Source organism: Tenuifilum thalassicum (assembly GCF_013265555.1).
Lineage (GTDB): Bacteria > Bacteroidota > Bacteroidia > Bacteroidales > Tenuifilaceae > Tenuifilum > Tenuifilum thalassicum.
In genome coordinates this window covers 1,516,604-1,535,166 of sequence record NZ_CP041345.1, presented here as the reverse complement: position 1 = coordinate 1,535,166, position 18,563 = coordinate 1,516,604, and the positions used below count along the sequence as shown (strand labels likewise).

Sequence of the window (18,563 nt, the reverse complement as noted above, 5' to 3'; positions counted from 1 at the left end):
TCAAGATTTCAGATTTCAGATTCAAGACTTGTCCGGCATTGACGGATTTCAGAATTTTCCGGCGAAGATGGATTCAAGGCTGTGTCCGGCTTAGACGGATTCAAGAATTGTCATATGATCTTCCGATACATTCCGAATATTTCCGTGTCATTCCGTATCATTCCGTGTCATTCTCTTAAATTCCTCTAACTTCTTCTAACTTCCTCTAACTTCCTCATATTCCTCAAGTAGAGATGCCTCGACAAGCTTGGCATTACAAAGACTTCCAACTCCTGCCGTATGAAAGTTCAATTAGTAAATGCGAAAAAATTCTTGAATGATGATGATGATGGTCTGTTGATAATCGGAAATAACTTTTAGCAAAGCGTTAAAAAAGTTATTCTGATTATCAATAGGCAACGACAAGAAAAGAATTTAAATTAAAGAAAGAGAGAAAAACTAAAAAGTATTTTCTCTCTTAATGCAAATGTTCGACCTTTGTTTTCGCCAAAAAAAAATACGGATGAAGCATTTGACATTGGAGCAAAGATACGCATTAAAAGCGTATTTGGATTGCGGGAAAACAAAAAGTGCAATAGCCAGGGCTTTAAAAGTTCACAAGAGCACTAATTATCGTGAAATAAGTCGCAATAGTAGCAAGCGAGGTGCTTATAATCCTGATTCTGCTAACGAGTTAGCGGAAGAGAGGAAAGAGCGTTTCTGTCAGAATCGCAGGTTTGATACAAGCATGCAAGTAAAGATAGACAATTGGATAAAAGAAGAGCAGTGGTCGCCAGAGCAAATAAAGGGACATTGTGATAGAAATGGGATTGAAATGGTATCTCATGAAAGAATATACCAGTACATAAGGGCAGATAAACAGGCCGGAGGAGAGCTGCATAAGCATATGCGGCATAAGCTAAAACACCGCAATCGCCCTGTTGGAGGGAAGCATGTGGTTATAAGAAACAAGATTTCCATTGACGATAGGCCTGCTGTAATAAACAACAAGGAGCGTTTTGGTGATTGGGAGATTGACCTAATTGTTGGGAGGAATAATAAAGGAGCAATGGTAACTTTAGTTAAAAGAAAAACATCAATGATTTTAATAAGGAAATTGGAGGATGGTAAAGATGCAGATGGACTTGCTAATACCGTAATTAGAATGCTACTGCCCTATAAGAACAGCGTAAAATCAATAACCAGTGATAACGGTTCCGAATTTGCCAGACATGAAAAAATAGCGAAAAAATTGCAGGCTGACTTTTACTTCGCTCATCCATATTCTTCTTGGGAAAGAGGATTAAGTGAGTACTCTAATAAATTAATAAGACAGTACATCCCTAAAAAATCAAATTTTGATACCTTTGATTCAGATTTTGTGAAACAAGTACAACATAAAATAAACAGAAGACCAAGGAAGACTTTGCATTTTAGTACTCCAAAAACAGAGTTCTTTAATTGTGTCGCATTTGCTTGTTGAATTTACGGTATCATTGCTAACTCCTGCAAACAACATCTTTGTTACTACAATTATTATCTTTGGGAAAAATTAAATGTTATGGATATTTTCACACCAATTCAGATAAATGGCATTACCATTAAGAACCGTGTGGTTCTACCTCCTATTGTAAACTTTGGTTGGGGCGATAAGGAAGGTTTTGCAAATAACAAGCATGTTGTGCATTACAAACGAATTGCCAAAGGTGGTGCTGGACTTATTATTGTTGAGGCTACTTGCGTTCAACCACATGGACGAATTTTTAGCTACCAGCTTGGTTTATGGGACGATAGCCATATCGATAAGCTGGCTGAGATTGCCCAGGCTATAAAATCGCAAGGAGCGGTTGCATTAATTCAGATACACCACGCAGGACTTTTAACACACAAGCGATTATGCAAATTTGCTTACGGGCCATCCATAGATAATGAGAAAGAATATTCTGCCGAAATGTCGAAGGAGCAGATTATTCAGCTACGAAACGATTTTATTCAGGCTGCTCAAAGAGCCTACCAGGCTGGTTTCGACGGTGTAGAGCTACATGGGGCACATGGATATCTGCTTAATCAGTTTGCCACATCGGCAATTAACCACCGAACCGATAGCTATGGAGGTTCACATGAGAACAGATTAAGGCTTGCTAAGGAAATTATTGATGGGATTAAATCTACCATTCCAGAAAGTTTCATAATTGGATACCGCATTGCCGGATGCTCCCCCACCCTTGACGATGGCGTTGCTATTTCAAAACTTTTGGAGCAATATGGTGTTCACTACCTTCATGTTTCGCATGGCGGTACAACAGGTATTAAACCAGAACTACCTGCAAGATTTGATTTTAACCAAATTGTTTACATGGGCACCCAAATAAAGAAGCATGTTAATATACCCGTAATAGCAGTTAATCAAATCAAAACACCTGAAAGGGCTAATTTACTTGTGTCGCAAGGTTTGGTTGATATGGTAGCCATTGGGCGCGATATGCTCACCGACCCCGACTGGGCTGCTAAAGCACAAAACAACGAAGCAATAAACCTTTGTGTCGACTGTCAGCCACGTTGTAAACGATTTACAAAACCAGAATCGTGTTCACTGTTCGACGAGAGCATATACTCATAGTAGCAGTTTTGCTAGTTCACTGTGGTTAAATCTATTAGCCGCAGTTTATTCTCGATAATTGTTAGGCCGAGAATAAACTAAAATCATTTTTAAAGGAAACCTATCTAACTATCTTAAAATAGTTTTGGTAATCATCGGGAGAGTTGATATTGACAAGAATTCTTGGATCATCAACATTAACATAATGCTTAGTAAATATGTTTAAAAACTCCTTAAGATTTACATCAAAATCTGTTTTGGATTTTATATCACTTATTATTTTTGGTGAAATAAGAATTGGATGTCCACCTTTTCCAAGGTAGGCAGGGCAAATATACTCGGCTTCCATTCTTTGGTCCCATAAATGCTTTAACACTATCGGTGTAACAAATGGATTATCGGCATTTACAATGAAAGCATAGCTGTTAGATGGAATGTTTTGAGCCGCAAGGTAAAGCGAGTAAAACCTACCAACTTCTGGTTTTGAGTTATTTACTACGATTATGTCATCCAAACCATAATCACCACTTTCTATTTCATTTACTACCAAGCGGTTAGTCACCATAATCACATTAGAACAACCAAAAGCAATAAATTCATCAGCAATTTTTCGAGCAAAGCATCTTTTTGGATCAAATCGTAGTAATGCCTTGTGGTGCCCCATCCTTCCAGAATAGCCAGCAGCAAGAATAATGGCGGAAAAATTTTCTTTCATTTAGCTATACAATAAAATTCTTTACTAATTATCAACATAAATCCATACAAAGTTAACATAGTGCATTGAATTTTTTAGTTTTGTAAAAAATCTATTAAAAATGAGTGATAAATTTTCTCCTATACCTGTAGATCGACTTCTTGGAATAATTCTAAAAGAATTTGAAAGGAATAACAGCATTTTTGGCTATCCTGCCGAACTCTTTTTCAACCCAAATCATGGCCGATTGCCAGCTAACATTTTTGGTCAGCAAATTGATACGCCTATTGGTGTTGCAGCAGGTCCACATACCCAGATGGCACTAAACATAATTGTGGCTTGGTTAATGGGAGCCCGTTACATTGAACTTAAAACCATCCAAACGCTCGATGAGCTGGAAATAGCAAAACCCTGTATCGATATGCAGGACGAAGGATACAACTGCGAATGGTCGCAGGAACTTAAGGTTGAGGAGAGTTTCAACGAGTATCTAAAAGCCTGGATTATCATTCATCTGTTAAGCCACAAGCTTGGCTTTGGCGATAGCCCAAATGCCATATTCAACATGAGCGTTGGCTATAACCTGGAAGGTATCAAAAAGCCAAATGTCCAATGGTTTTTGGACAAGATGTCAAATGCTGCCACTGAAATTAACGAGATGGTTGATAAGATTAGCCATTTATATCCAGAAATTAAGAAGGTTCATATCCCCACTAAGCTTTCCGATAACATCACCCTTTCAACCATGCATGGTTGTCCGGCAAACGAAATTGAAGATATTGCACGCTATCTGCTTACCGAAAGAAAGCTACACACATTCGTAAAGCTAAATCCAACCCTTTTAGGAAGCGAAAAACTGAGAGAAATTCTAAACCACAAGCTGGATTTTAAAACCGAAGTCCCTGATATCGCTTTTGAGCACGACCTGAAATACCCCGATGCGCTTAAGCTAATTAAAGCCCTTAATGCTGATGCCGAAAAGCTCAACCTGTTCTTTGGCGTAAAACTGACAAACACTCTCGAAAGTGTTAATAATAAACATGTTTTCCCATCAGATGTCGATATGATGTACATGAGCGGTAGGGCCTTACATCCGATATCCATCAACCTGGCTAAAAAGCTTCAGAATGAATTTGGTGGCAAGCTACTCATGTCATTCTCAGCAGGAGCTGATACTTTTAATATTTCACAGGTCATGGGATGTGGGTTCAAAACAGTCACGGTATCGTCGGATTTGCTTAAACCTGGTGGCTATGGTCGCTTAAAACAGTATATCAGCAATTTAAAGGACAGCTTTGGTGACAACAACATATCTTGGCCATCTGGCGATCATGCACTTGAAAACCTAAATGCATATGCCGAGGAAACGCTATCGAACAAGCGTTACCAAAATGAGAACTTTAAGTCTCCGTCAATAAAAACTGCCCGCAAACTCGATTACTTCGACTGCATAGCAGCACCTTGTGTCGATACCTGTGCGACCAATCAGGATATTCCTGCCTACATGCATTTTGCTTCAGAGGGTAACTACCCTAAGGCGCTTGAGGTTATTCTGCGAACCAACCCTTTTCCAAACACTACTGGAATGGTCTGCGACCACCTTTGTCAGAATAAATGTACCCGTATCAACTACGATAACTCCTTACAAATACGTGATATAAAACGCTTTATTGCTGAAAATGCAGATATTAAACTATCGGCACCACAGCCAAACGGGAAAAAGGTATGCATTATAGGAGCTGGACCATCGGGGCTATCGTGTGCGTTCTATCTAGCCCTTCATGGTTTTAAGGTAGATGTTTTTGAAAGCAAATCGAAAGCTGGCGGAATGGTTCGTTATGCTATCCCTGGTTTCCGATTAACCGATGAGGCCATCGATAAGGATATTAGCAGGATTGAACAGCTTGGTGTTAAAATCACCTATAACCATAAAGTAACTCGCGATGAGTTTAGCAAGCTTAAGGATGAATACAATTATTTGTACATTTCAGCAGGTGCTCAAAAATCGGCGCCGTTTCAAATTGATGGAATAGATTCCAAAGGTGTTATCGACCCGCTAACATTCTTAATCGGGGTTAAAAGTGGTGAGATAAAAGATATAGGCAAACAAGTTGTTATTATTGGTGGTGGTAATACTGCCATGGATGCAGCCCGAACTGCTCACCGACTTGTTGGGCCCGACGGCGAGGTAACCGTTGTATATCGACGTACCATAAACGAAATGCCTGCCGATGAAGGAGAGATTAAGGCCGTAATTGCAGAAGGTGTTGAAATCATTGAGCTTGCTAGTCCTGAAAAGGTGATTGCCGAGAACGGAAAGGTTAAAGCCTTACTTTGCAGTAAGATGAAGCTAGAAGGCACCGACTCAAAGGGACGACCAAAACCAGTAAAACTTGAAGGCTCAGAGTTTCAGATTGAATGCAATACCATTATTCCAGCTGTTGGACAGGCTCTTGATATCGATTTTGTGCCTACCGAACTGCTAAAAGCCGATACCCGCAACTACAAAACTTTAATTGGCAATGTTTACATTGGTGGCGACGCACTTCGTGGTGCAGCAACTGCAATTAAGGCAATAGGAGATGGTCGAAAAGCTGCCGAGCAGATAATAACCAATAGCGGATTATCCAAGCTAGAATCGCCTATACCTGACAAAAAACATAGCTACCGCGAGCTAATGATAAAACGTACCGAAAGGAAGTACGGCTACACCCACAAAGAGCCTTCGGCTAAGCTGAGCAGAACTTTCAACCTGGTCAGCCAAACCCCCGATGTGCACACCATAACCAAAGAGAGTTCTCGATGCTTACACTGCGATGAGGTGTGCAATATCTGCACCACCGTTTGCCCCAATATGGCAAACTTTGCCTACACCATTAAACCCGTTCGGTTTCAGCTTGAGAAGGTACTGGTTGGTTCCGATGGAACCACTGAGATTCAACCCGACTTTACCTTTGAGGTCAAGCAAGAGGTTCAAATACTTAACATAGCCAATTTCTGTAACGAATGTGGAAACTGCTCAACGTTCTGTCCTACTCAAGGTGCACCATACATGGATAAACCCAAATTTCACCTTACCATAAAATCGTTTAAAGAGAATGAAGAGGGCTACATGTTAAGCCTGTTAAAAGACAGAAACGTTCTGATTTTTAAACAAAAAGGTGGCATAAAAACTCTAACCGAAACCACCGAAGAGTATATCTATGAAACCGACCATGTATATGCCCGATTCGATAAGAAAACCTTTAAACTTAATGAAGCAAAAGCGTTAACACCTTGCGTTAGGCAAATCCAATTTCAACATGCTGCAGAGATGAGCGTGATTTTGGAAGGAGCAAAACAGGTGATGGGTGTTTAAAGAGTATACCCATTACGGGGAATGAATGCAGCTTAAAGAATTTGTCGGAACAAAGCGAAAATATTCGAAAGGAAACAGAAAGGTTTGAAGAAATTAAAAGAAGTTATAGGAATAAGTTATTTTGTAGGGTGCAGAATGCCTTTGTCATGCTGATAAATCTGAGGGAGTGGCAGCTCTTAAGTTTGGAACATTAAAAGTTCAGATTAAGCAGATTTGCTTGGTTATTTATTTCACCTAAACTAACCAATAGTTAAGGCCCCTGAACTTGGAATCCATATTCTAAAATCCTAAATTTCGAATATGGAATCTGGATTTTTGTATCCGGAACCTGAAATGCTTTATAAATGAACAAACATTTAATGTGACATAAAGTAATTACTTTAATTAGCAACTTAAATGCTATTCATCTAATGCGCATATTACAGATTGTTGGCCGGTTCGATTTTGGTGGGGCAGAAAACCATGTAAGAGAACTTTGTAATCATCAAGCTGCACTTGGCCAACAAGTTTATCTCTTATCCCAACGTGGAAGGCAAATGCATTTGCTTAGCAACCATGTTAACTATATTCAGCTACCCAAGTTCGCCAGCAAGCTTTTGTTTTTTCATGTTGCTGTTATAGTTTTCATCATCCTAACTAAAAGAATAAATATTATACATGCACACCAACGACTACCTATTATATCAGCATGTATTGCTGGATGGATGACACGCACATCAGTAATAGCCACTGTGCACGGCAGGACAAAGCACGACTTGCGTTCAATCCTTTCACAACGACTTTTAAAACAAATAATATTTGTTAGCAATAGGGTAATGGAAAATTCTAAAAATTATAATTCAATTCGACATAAATCGATTGTTATTCCAAATGGAATACCACTTCCCATAACACAACCACAAATCGAGCCCTTTACCATTGGTTATTTTAGCCGAATAGACAAAAGACATTTTGAAACAATTAAGCTTATTATCAATGCCATAATAAAGCTAAAGGGTAAACATTATAATATCAAGCTAAAAATTTATGGCGAAGGCGAAGAGGTTGATAATCTCAAGCATTTGATTGAAGACACCAATATCAGGTATAATGATAGATTTATTATATATAGTGGACTCATTGAAAATTTAGAATTTCTGGATACTTTTCCAGAATTAGTTGTTGGTGTTGGACGAGTTGCTATAGAATCATTAGCTCGAGGCTCGAATCTATTATCAGCAAACAATAAGCGAATGGGCGAAGTAATTACAACACAAAACTTTCAATTCTATTCCTCGAATAATTTTGTAAACGTAGATGGAGTTGCACCAACCGAATCTATAATTTTAACCACGCTTTCGAACTACTACCTTAATAGAACATCATATAAGGTTCATTCAGAAAAAATATCAAAACTTATACAAGAAAATTTCAGCATATCGAAAACCACCACAATGCTTAATGAAATCTATCATAAAGCATTAACCGAAAGTAGATAAAATAAACTTTCTACAACTCGTATTTATACGATTGTTTTGCTTCCGACATTACAAACGAGCTATAGAACTGGGTAATATTTTTTATTACCGAGAACTTATGAATCACAAAGTTGTGGTAATCTTCCATATCGTAACATTGTACCTTGATAAGGAAATCGAAACTGCCCGACACGTAGTAACACTCCATAACTTCAGGAAGCTTTTTTACCTCATTTTCAAACTCGTCAACCACTTCCTTGGTGTGACTTGAAAGGGAGACTGAGATAAAAACCGTTAACTTTTTCCCTAAAACTTTTGGGTCGAGTAACGTTATATACTTTTTTATATAACCATTCCTTTCAAGCTTTTTTATGCGCTCATGAATGGGAGTTGTAGATAGATGCAACTTTTCCGAAAGCTCACGGATTGTGATCCTGCTATTATCCTGAAGAATATTGAGCAACTTTCTGTCAATTTCATCGATTCCTCTCATAGCTGTAAGTTTAATATTTTAAAACAAAGTTGTAACTTGCTTTGAAATAGAAAATCATTAAACACCATTTGCAAAAATAATATTTTTCTACTTAAATCAAAATAAAGTTACACATTTTTCTTTTTTAATATACTTTGATAGAAACTTCAGATATAGTATTTATCTTTATAAAAAATTTTCAACTACAACTATGATAGAGATAATTGACAGAGTAACCAATCCTAAAGCATTGGAAAATGCTGTTAAACGGTTTCGGGAAAAAGGTATCATTCTACCTACATTTCGACAACAGCAAAACCCTGAGCTGATACCCGAAAGTATTAAGGAGCAGCTTAAAAATATTGGGTTATGGGAAATCAATCCCCTTAATCTTTTTAGAATAACATGGAAAAATGAACCCAAGGAGAAGGGTGGTCTTTTTGGTAAGGTTAACTATATAGAGTTACCCAAGGAACTTACAGGTGTAAATGCGCGAATAATACTCTTGCTTGGCAAATGGTTCCCAACAGGAGCACATAAGGTGGGAGCAGCATACGGTTGTTTAGCACCTCGTATTATTACTGGTGGCTTTGACCCAACAACACAAAAAGCGGTATGGCCTTCAACAGGAAATTACTGTCGTGGTGGGGCATTCGATTCCAAGCTAATGGGAACCGAATCGGTTGCCATCCTTCCAGAAGAGATGAGTAGGGAACGTTTCACCTGGCTTCGCGACTATGTAGGTTCAGAGGTTATTGCCACTCCTGGTTGTGAATCGAATGTTAAGGAGATTTACGACAAGTGTTGGGAGATTCGCAGAACAAAACCCGATTACGTAATATTTAACCAGTTCGATGAGTTTGGAAATGCCGCATGGCACTACAACATTACCGGTAAAGCCATTGAGGAGGTGTTTAACTCTCTTGGTGGTAAAAACAATATGGCGGCATACGTTTCTGCAACTGGTTCAGCCGGAACAATCGCTGCTGGCGACTACCTAAGAACCATTGCACCGCATATAAAAGTTGTGGCATCGGAAGCACAGCAGTGCCCTACCCTTTATCTAAACGGTTTTGGAGGGCATCGCATTGAGGGAATTGGCGATAAGCATGTTCCCTGGATTCACAACGTGAAAAACACCGATGTGATTACCGCTATCGACGATGAGGATTGCATGCGCATTTTCAGGTTATTCAATGAACCCGAAGGTGTTAAACAGCTCATCAATTCGGGTGTTCCTGCCGAAATAGCGAACAATCTTCACCTTTTAGGCATCTCTGGTATAAGCAACATGCTTTCTGCCATTAAAACAGCCAAATTCTTTGAGCTAACATCGGAGGATGTAATTTTTACCATTGCAACCGATTCTGCCGAGATGTATCAATCGAGGCTAGAAGAGCTAAGAGATGAACGCGGTAACTACTCACAAATCCAAGCTGCTAAGGATTTTGAAAAATGCATTATGGGAGCATCAACCGATTGGATGAACGAGCTAACCTATTACGACCGCAAAGCCATTCATAACCTTAAATATTTCACCTGGGTTGAGCAGCAAGAAAAAGAAATAGAGGACCTTAACAGCATGTGGTACGACCGTGAACTTTGGCCTAAACTCTTTGGTCAAATCCACAGGTGGGACGAACTAATTGAAGAATTTAACGAACGTGTTGGTCTTTTAAAAAAGTAGAAGTAAGCAATTACCATGAACGATAAGTTCACCCTTAAATGTTCAGGTTGTGGTAGAGAATTTTCGCCATCGCCTGAACTTTATCTTTGTCCAGAATGTAGCAAATTGAACACTACCACTACCCCACCTAAGGGAGTTCTGAAGGCAATTTACGATTTTGATGTCCTTAAAAGTTCAGCGGAAAAGGTTATTTCCAACAACTTTTGGGATTTAATGCCAATAATATCGCCTGATTCTTTGCCCATGCTAAAGGTTGGCAACACACCTTTATATCGTTTTACTGACATTGATGGCAAAAGACTTCCCTTTCAGCTTTACCTAAAGGACGATTCCCAAAACCCAACCTTTTCGTTTAAAGACAGGGCCTCGTCGGTAGTTTCAGCGTATGCAAAAGAAAATGGCATAAGTACAATTGTGGCTGCATCTACTGGAAACGCAGGATCGTCGCTTGCAGGGATTTGTGCTGCACAAGGACAAAAAGCCATAATTATGGTACCCAAAAGCGCACCTGTAGCAAAGCTAACCCAAATTGTAATGTACGGTGCAACTATCGTTCCCGTTGATGGCAATTACGATATGGCTTTCGACCTTAGCATTGAGGCAACAAAAGCATTTGGATGGTATAATCGCAACACAGCATTTAACCCGTTAACTATCGAAGGAAAAAAAACGGTTTCGTTTGAACTTTTTAATCAGCTAAGCCGGGAAATACCCGATTACATCTTTGTTCCCGTTGGCGATGGAGTTATCATTTCAGGAGTTTACAAGGGATTTGAAGATCTGCTTAACGTTGGTTTAATTAGCAAAATGCCAACCATTGTTGCCGTTCAAACTGAAGGCAGCTCTAACCTGATAAACAACCTAAAACGAGATGATTTTCTGGTAACCCCAAGCAGTACCATTGCCGATTCCATTTCGGTTGATATTCCTAGGAATTTCTGCATGGCAAAGGAGTTTATCAACCTATATCACGGGGAAACACTCTCAGTAACCGATAACGAAATTATTGAGGCATCAATGATTCTTTCCCGCAATACAGGAATTTTTTCTGAACCCGCAGCTGCAACTGCCTATGCCGGGATGCTCAAATACTACCAACGCCAACAGTTTAACAAAAACCAAAAGGTTGTAGTATTGCTTACAGGAAGTGGACTTAAAGATCTTAACGCAGTATCAAAGGCAATTACAATTCCAAATGCCATTGAACCAAATATTGAGGCCTTGCGTAAAATGAATATATAGCTTTCTAGCTATAAGGATAAAGGTTAAAGTTCAAAGTTCAAAGCTGTGTCTGACGAAGACGGATTTAAAGTTCTAGGCTGTGTTCGGTGAAGAAGGATTTAAGGTTAAGTTAAAGGATAAAGGATAAAGGACTTTGTCCTGCGAAGATGGATAAAGGTTAAAGGTTAAGTTAAAAAAGATAAAAAGGGAAGAGTGTTGATGAAGCATTTTGCATTATAATACTTTTAATTAATTAACACTGATAGGCTTAATAAAAGTTTGTATTCTTTGATTTTGGATGAATTGAACGTCTTTTCATACTTGAAAAATCATATTTCTGAGCATCAATTTTGTATCTTTGTAATATTATGGTAAAGTTCAATATAAACGGTAAAGAGGTTGAGTATAATGGCGATTTAAATCGCTCGCTACTCGATTATTTAAGAAACGACTTACACCTAACTGCAGCCAAGGATGGTTGCTCCGGTCAAGGTGTTTGCGGTGCATGCTCCATTGAAATTGATGGTAGCATTAAGATGGCCTGTCGAATAAAAATGGCCGACATTAACGGCTCAACCATATATACACTAGAGGGTTTACCCGATAATTTCAGGGAAGTAATTTCAAACCATTTTGCCCAAAAGGGGGCAGTGCAATGCGGATTTTGTTCGCCAGGTATGATAATGAGAGCCCGCGGTCTTTGGCTTTCAAACAGGAGCGCAACCCGCAATGATATTATTCGTGCAATTACTCCAAACCTTTGCCGTTGCACGGGATATGTAAAAATTGTTGATGCCATACAGAGCGCATTCGATGAGCTAAACGGAAAGCAAGTTGACACCCAAAAGCACGAAGCCAAAATTGGAGACCGATATCCAAAATACCAGGCTATTGAGACAGCGCTTGGAATTAGGCCATTTGTTGATGATATGTTTGTCGATGGAATGCTTTTTGGCGCGCTGCGTTTTTCTGACCATCCTAAGGCTAAGGTTGTTAAAGTAGATATTTCAAAAGCGCTAAAGGTTGATGGTGTTGTTAAAGTCCTAACTGCAAGTGACATTCCCGGCGACCGATACATTGGTCTGATTTTTCAGGATTGGCCGGTGATGATTGCTGAGGGCGAGGTTACCCACTACATTGGTGACGTTATTGCATCGGTTGTAGCTACTTCTGAAAAGGCTGCCCGAGAAGCTGCACTGCTCATCGATATAGAATATGAGATTTACAAGCCCGTAACCGATATGCACGAAGCAGCAAAGCCAAACTCCCCCCAGGTACATTCCAACCAATCGAACGTTCTGGAGACTTGCACCATTAAATTTGGTGATATTGATAAGGCCTTTGCTGAGGCCGCTTACGTTTCATCGGATATCTACGAAACGCAAAGAATTGAACATGCATTTCTTGAAACAGAGGCCGCCCTTGCCCTACCAAACAAAGACGGAGTAAAGATTTATAGTCAAGGTCAAGGTGTATATGTAGATAGAAAGCAGGTAGCCAAAATACTCAACCTACCCGAAGAAAAGGTGCATGTTATACAGGTTCAAAATGGCGGTGGTTTTGGAGGGAAGGAAGACCTTACTGTTCAGGGCCATGCTGCGCTTATGAGCTTCATTACAAAAATGCCAGTAAAGCTTCATCTAACTCGCGACGAAAGCATTAGAATGCACCCCAAAAGGCATCCTGTGTGGATGAAAATGAGTTTGGCCTGTGATTCAAAAGGGAAGTTTACCGCACTCAAGCTCGAAGCAATAGGCGATACTGGAGCATATGCATCGGTTGGAACTAAGGTAATGGAGCGCGTTGTGGGGCATGCTACTGGTGGTTACACCGTGCCTTCGGTTGATATATCGGCCAAAACGGTTTACACTAACAATATCCCCTGTGGTGCCATGCGTGGCTTTGGTGTGCCACAAGTCATTTTTGCCATGGAGAGTTGTATTGATGACCTTTGCCGACAAGGTGGATTTGACCGCTGGCAAATACGCTACGATAACGCCCTTGAGGATGGTGCAAAAACAGCAACTGGTCAGGAACTACAGGGAGTTGGGCTCAAGAAAACCCTTTTAGCAGTAAAAGAACAGTTCCAGTCGGCAAAATACGCAGGGATTGCCTGCGGGCTTAAAAATACCGGTGTAGGAAACGGTATGGTTGACGATAGCGAGGTAATCATTCGAATAGTTAGCTCAAACAAAGTTGAAGTGCACCATGGTTGGACCGAAATGGGACAAGGTGTGCATACCATGGCTATCCAAACCCTTCACCAGGAAACTGGTATTAACCCCAAGATTATTGATGTTATAGTCGATACTACAGCAGGCATACCTACGGGCATGACAACATCCTCAAGAGCAACAGCACTTGTGGCAAATGCTATTATCAACGCATCAAGCGAGCTAAAAAAAGACCTTTCCCAAGGTACCCTCGAACAGCTTGTAGGAAGAACCTACAGAGGTAAATTTGTCTGCGATTGGACTTGTAAACCAGGGGCAAAAACCGATAAACCGGTTATCCACTTCGCCTACGGCTACGCCACTCAGGTTGCCATACTCAACGATGAAGGCAAGCTAGCTAAGGTAATTGCAGCCCATGATGCTGGTAAAATCATGAATCAAATGCTTTTTGAGGGGCAAATTGAAGGGGCTGTTCACATGGGAATGGGATATGCCCTAACCGAGGATTTACCCATGAAAGATGGATTCCCCGTTAGCTTTAAGTTTAAAGATATTGGCATAATTAGAGCCAACCAAATGCCCGAGGTTGAAGTAATTGGTATTGAAGAGCCCGACCCAATTGGCCCATATGGCGCTAAAGGTATTGGTGAAATAGGAATGGTTCCAACTGCAGCTGCTATCGCAAACGCCCTATGGGCCTACGATGGCACAAAAAGAACCCGCCTGCCAATGATGCGAAAAGAAATCAAAAAGTAACACCTAAATCGTTTTTTGATATGATATTGCTTAAAAACGCTAACTATATAGATTTTGAGACTTTAGAAATTAGAAATGTCGATATTCTAGTAAATAATGGCACTGTTGACCTCTTTGAAGCCAACACATTCAAGAATGAGGTAGACGAAATTATAGATTGTACCAATAAATACGTAACACACTCATTTGTGGTAGGTCACCATCATGCCTACTCTGCTTTGGCCCGTGGAATGGGCGCGCCTAAAAAATCACCTGAGAACTTCTACGAAATCCTTAAATACATTTGGTGGACTCTTGACAAATGCCTTACTCCCGAAATGGTTGAGTACAGCGGATTGGTAACCGCCATGGCTTGTGCCAAGGCAGGTGCAACTTTTGTTATCGACCACCATGCCTCGCCTTTTGCTATTGATGGTTCCCTTGAGATTCTGGCAAAATCGTTTGAGAAGGTTGGAGTGTCGCATCTGCTTTGCTATGAGGTAAGCGACCGCGACGGAGTCGAGATTGCCCGAAAAGGCTTAGACGAAACCAATAGCTACCTGAAAAACCATCAGGGATTGGTAGGATTACATGCATCATTTACATTAAGCGACAGAACGCTAAAAGAGGCTTCACAAATCATGCAAAAGCATAGCTCTGGCGTTCACATTCATGTTGCAGAAGATAAGCACGACCAGGATAGCTGCATGGAAAACTATGGAACTACTGTTGTTGAAAGGCTTAAGGACTTCGGTTTTCTTGATTCTAGCAAATCGATTCTTGTACACTGCCTTCACCTTTCCGATAAGGAACGCAAAATGATTGGCGAATCACCATGTTGGATAGCTCAAAACACCGATAGCAATCTTAATAATAATGTGGGCTACTTTAGCAGCAAAAACCTTGGATCAAATATCATGCTTGGAACCGATGGTATGCATAGCGATATGATTCGCAGCATGCAATCGGCCTACTTTGTTGGTCAGAATTTCGACCCCATGAGTCCTGCTCTGGCTTACCAGCGATTAAGAAATGCACATCGATATATCTCACAAAATGGTTTTAAAGGCGATGGCCCCGACAACCTTATCGTCCTAAACTACGACTCCCCTACTCCTGTAACAAAAGAAAATGTCACTGGACACTTTATCTATGGATTGAATCAAAGCCATATCGAACATGTTATTTCAAATGGAAAGCTAATTGTTAAAAACAGAAAGCTGGTAACGGTTGACGAAGAGGTTATACTTAAAGAATCGAGCAAATTAGCAGTTAAGCTTTGGGACAAAATGGATAAGAATGATAGTTAAGAGTTAAGAGTTAAGAGTTAAAAGTGAAGAGTTAGAAGTCAGGAGATCTGAGTAAATAACAATGTTGTTGTTTAGCAATATATTTATATTGATTTGCAAAAAATGTTAACTCTAGCTTGATGTTTGTAAACCTACTTTCTTTTTAGTGTATTTGTCTTTACCTTTGCTTTTCTAAATAAATTTTACTGATGAGTTCACAAGTTTTGGAATGGATTGGATACAGTGCATCTATAATCATTGCACTGTCGATGACAATGAGTTCAATAGTTAAGTTTCGCTGGATAAACTTAACAGGGGCACTACTTTTTTCGATTTATGGTTTCTTAATTGGCGCATGGCCGGTTGGTATTCTTAATGGGATTATCGTATTAACAGATGCTTACTACCTTGTACTAATCTATTCAAAAAAAGATGTTTTTGAAATATTAGAAGTAAGCCCTTATAATAAGTATTTGATAAGGTTTTTAGATTTTCACAAAAAAGATATAAATAGATATTTTCCTGATTTTAGCTACACACCAAACGAGGGAGCATTAGTTTATTTGATTTTACGAAATATGGCTGTTGCAGGTGTATTTATTGCCCATAAAAATGAAGATAAAGCCATTGAGGTTGAACTTGATTATGTGCTACCTGAGTATCGTGATTTTAAGAATGGTAAATTTGTTTACTACTGGCTAAGCAATAAATTTGCCGAAAGTGGTTTTACTCGTGTTTGGGCCAAGGCGTGTAGTAAAAGTCACAAAAAGTACTTGACCCGAATGGGATTCACGGAATCGGGCGGCAACCATTTTCTTAAGATTTTTGAATAACCCTTACAAAGGTGAGCATTCTCATAAAAAACGGCAGGATAATTACATCGGTTACCGATAAAGTTTCCGACATTTACATTGAAGGTGATAAAATCAAAGCCATTGGCAAAAATCTTGACGTAAAATCTGAACTGGTTATTGACGCCGATGGTCTGTTCGTTTTTCCTGGAGGTATCGACCCTCATGTTCACATGCATCTTCCAACCCCTGCAGGTTTTTCAGCCGACGACTTCCACTCAGGAAGTATTGCTGCCCTTTATGGCGGGACAACCACACTTATCGATTTTGTAACGCCCCAAAGGGGCCAGTCGATGGTTGAAGCCCTTAAACTACGCATTGAAGAGGCTAAAGATTCCCTTGCTGATTACTCGTTCCATGTTAGCCCTGTTGAATGGAATAAAAAAATTGGGAATGAAATAGAGGAATGCATCGGTATGGGATTCCCTTCGTTCAAGATTTACATGGCCTATAAGAATAGCATAGGCATCGACGATAATGCTCTATACCATGTTATGCATGCAGTAGCAAAGCATGGTGGGATTGTTTTGGCACACTGTGAAAAAGGCGACGAGATAGAGCAACTAAGAAATAGCTTTTACGAACAAGGAAATACCTCGCCAAAATACCATGCGTTATCTCGTCCATCGCATTTAGAGGCCTTAGCGGTAAGGCGTGCTATTGACCTTGCCGACCAAACGCAATGCCCCCTCTATATTGTTCATGTTTCGGCTTCGGAATCTGTCAAGCACATCATTCAAGCACAAAAAAGCGAACAGCCCCTTTATGCCGAAACCTGCCCACAATACCTGCTCCTAAATGAGTCGGTTTACGAAATGGAGTTTACCAATGCCGCAAAGTTTGTTATGAGTCCACCGATACGTTCAGAAAAGGATAACCATACCTTATGGCAAGCAATTGCTAACGGAAACATATCTTCAGTTGGAACCGACCATTGCCCTTTCACTATGGAACAAAAGATGCAGGGCAAGGATGACTTCCGAAAAATACCAAATGGTGCTGGCGGTGTTGAACATAGACTTGGACTTCTGTACACATACGGAGTTGCTGCTGGAAAAATCAGCCTAAAAAAGATGGTAGATGTTTTTTCTACTCAACCAGCAAAACTTTTTGGATTATACCCCAAGAAAGGTGAAATAGCAGTTGGTTCAGATGCAGATATTGTTATTTGGAATCCAAGCAAGTCATCTAAAATATCTGCAAAAAGCCATCATTCAAATACTGATATTAGTGCATGGGAAGGTTTCAACATTAAAGGGGAGCCTACTCATGTTATAAAAGGCGGAGCCATTGCCATTGAAAATGGCAAACTTGCTCCAAATATCGAAAAAGGAAACCTACTTAAAAGACAAACAACTGGCAGGAGTCATTACTTTAAATATTTACATACACCTGGCTCAAATAACTGCGGAAGAGTATAAAGAAGCTACAACCAAGAGATAAGATACTCATCAAACTCATCGCCTTTTGCTTGTTCCTTAACCAGGTTAACCTGAACACCAAACACTTTAGCCTTACGTATCAACGAGTCGAGAAGACCAATCTGAATATGCTTGTTGAAAAGTTGCGTTTTACGCATCACTATCGATTTCTCATTGGATGATACAATCTCCCACCCTCTCTTTTTAGGATCGTGCACACCTTTTTTAGCCAAATCCACTAAGGCTTGCATGATTTCAATGGGCTTACTATTCTCATTTACCATGCCATTTTCAATAAAGCATTTATAAGTAGACTCCCCAATCCTTCGTCCGGCTTTTATCAGGTTAAAGCGTCCCAATTTATGCTCTATCCAATTGCAAATATCAACATAAATCTGAAACGGAACCTTACTATCGGGCTTGCTCAAATCAACACCTTTAACAATATCAAATAGCTCAAAGTACTCACTTCTCTTATCGGCATAGCAACTTAAAATATCATTTACAGCCCAAGCGTCGATGGTAATATTCTCTACAACTGCATCCATTGTCTTTTTTTCTATAAATTTACGAGCAATCAAACATTTATGTCAAGCCTTTTCTTAAAATATGGGATTTTAAAACAC

13 protein-coding genes are annotated in these 18,563 nt (G+C 39.8%); 10 read left to right on the top strand and 3 right to left on the bottom strand.

What is annotated here, in order from left to right:
• Positions 1-502 precede the first annotated feature (502 nt).
• Both FHG85_RS06380 and FHG85_RS06375 read left to right on the top strand, forming a co-directional pair.
• Positions 503-1,462 (top strand): IS30 family transposase, encoded by a 960-nt coding sequence (locus tag FHG85_RS06380; protein ID WP_173074112.1) that lies wholly within the window; start codon positions 503-505, stop codon positions 1,460-1,462.
• A gap of 78 nt (positions 1,463-1,540) precedes the next feature.
• A complete protein-coding gene (locus FHG85_RS06375) occupies positions 1,541-2,599 on the top strand; it encodes an oxidoreductase (RefSeq protein WP_173074110.1) in 1,059 nt (352 codons plus the stop codon).
• Positions 2,600-2,699: 100 nt separating this feature from the next.
• On the opposite strand, the gene FHG85_RS06370 is transcribed toward FHG85_RS06375, so the two are convergent.
• Positions 2,700-3,293, bottom strand: a complete 594-nt coding sequence (locus tag FHG85_RS06370) for a nucleotidyltransferase family protein (protein ID WP_173074108.1) — start codon at positions 3,291-3,293, stop codon at positions 2,700-2,702.
• Positions 3,294-3,393: 100 nt separating this feature from the next.
• On the opposite strand from FHG85_RS06370, the gene ygfK reads away from it, so the two are divergent.
• Both ygfK and FHG85_RS06360 read left to right on the top strand, forming a co-directional pair.
• Positions 3,394-6,630 (top strand): putative selenate reductase subunit YgfK, encoded by a 3,237-nt coding sequence (gene ygfK, locus FHG85_RS06365; protein WP_173074105.1) that lies wholly within the window; start codon positions 3,394-3,396, stop codon positions 6,628-6,630.
• Positions 6,631-7,040: 410 nt separating this feature from the next.
• Complete coding sequence (locus tag FHG85_RS06360; RefSeq protein WP_173074103.1) at positions 7,041-8,108, top strand: glycosyltransferase; 1,068 nt, start codon at positions 7,041-7,043, stop codon at positions 8,106-8,108.
• 10 nt (positions 8,109-8,118) lie between these two features.
• On the opposite strand, the gene FHG85_RS06355 is transcribed toward FHG85_RS06360, so the two are convergent.
• Positions 8,119-8,580 (bottom strand): Lrp/AsnC family transcriptional regulator, encoded by a 462-nt coding sequence (locus FHG85_RS06355; protein ID WP_173074101.1) that lies wholly within the window; start codon positions 8,578-8,580, stop codon positions 8,119-8,121.
• A gap of 190 nt (positions 8,581-8,770) precedes the next feature.
• Between FHG85_RS06355 and FHG85_RS06350 the strand changes: the two genes are divergently transcribed.
• The 6 genes from FHG85_RS06350 (at position 8,771) to hydA (ending at position 17,937) form a co-directional block, all read left to right on the top strand.
• A complete protein-coding gene (locus tag FHG85_RS06350; protein WP_173074098.1) occupies positions 8,771-10,246 on the top strand; it encodes a pyridoxal-phosphate dependent enzyme in 1,476 nt (491 codons plus the stop codon).
• Between the two features lie 15 nt (positions 10,247-10,261).
• Entirely contained in the window at positions 10,262-11,488 is a 1,227-nt protein-coding gene (thrC, locus tag FHG85_RS06345; protein ID WP_173074096.1) for a threonine synthase, read from the top strand.
• A 347-nt stretch (positions 11,489-11,835) separates the two neighbouring features.
• Entirely contained in the window at positions 11,836-14,397 is a 2,562-nt protein-coding gene (gene xdh / locus FHG85_RS06340) for a selenium-dependent xanthine dehydrogenase (RefSeq protein WP_173074094.1), read from the top strand.
• A 20-nt stretch (positions 14,398-14,417) separates the two neighbouring features.
• On the top strand, positions 14,418-15,686 hold the full coding sequence (locus tag FHG85_RS06335) for an amidohydrolase family protein (RefSeq protein WP_173074092.1): 1,269 nt from the start codon (positions 14,418-14,420) through the stop codon (positions 15,684-15,686).
• Positions 15,687-15,874: 188 nt separating this feature from the next.
• On the top strand, positions 15,875-16,498 hold the full coding sequence (locus tag FHG85_RS06330) for a hypothetical protein (protein WP_173074090.1): 624 nt from the start codon (positions 15,875-15,877) through the stop codon (positions 16,496-16,498).
• 11 nt (positions 16,499-16,509) lie between these two features.
• Positions 16,510-17,937 (top strand): dihydropyrimidinase, encoded by a 1,428-nt coding sequence (gene hydA, locus FHG85_RS06325; protein WP_173074088.1) that lies wholly within the window; start codon positions 16,510-16,512, stop codon positions 17,935-17,937.
• A gap of 5 nt (positions 17,938-17,942) precedes the next feature.
• On the opposite strand, the gene FHG85_RS06320 is transcribed toward hydA, so the two are convergent.
• Entirely contained in the window at positions 17,943-18,485 is a 543-nt protein-coding gene (locus FHG85_RS06320) for a hypothetical protein (protein WP_173074086.1), read from the bottom strand.
• Between the last annotated feature and the right edge of the window lie 78 nt (positions 18,486-18,563).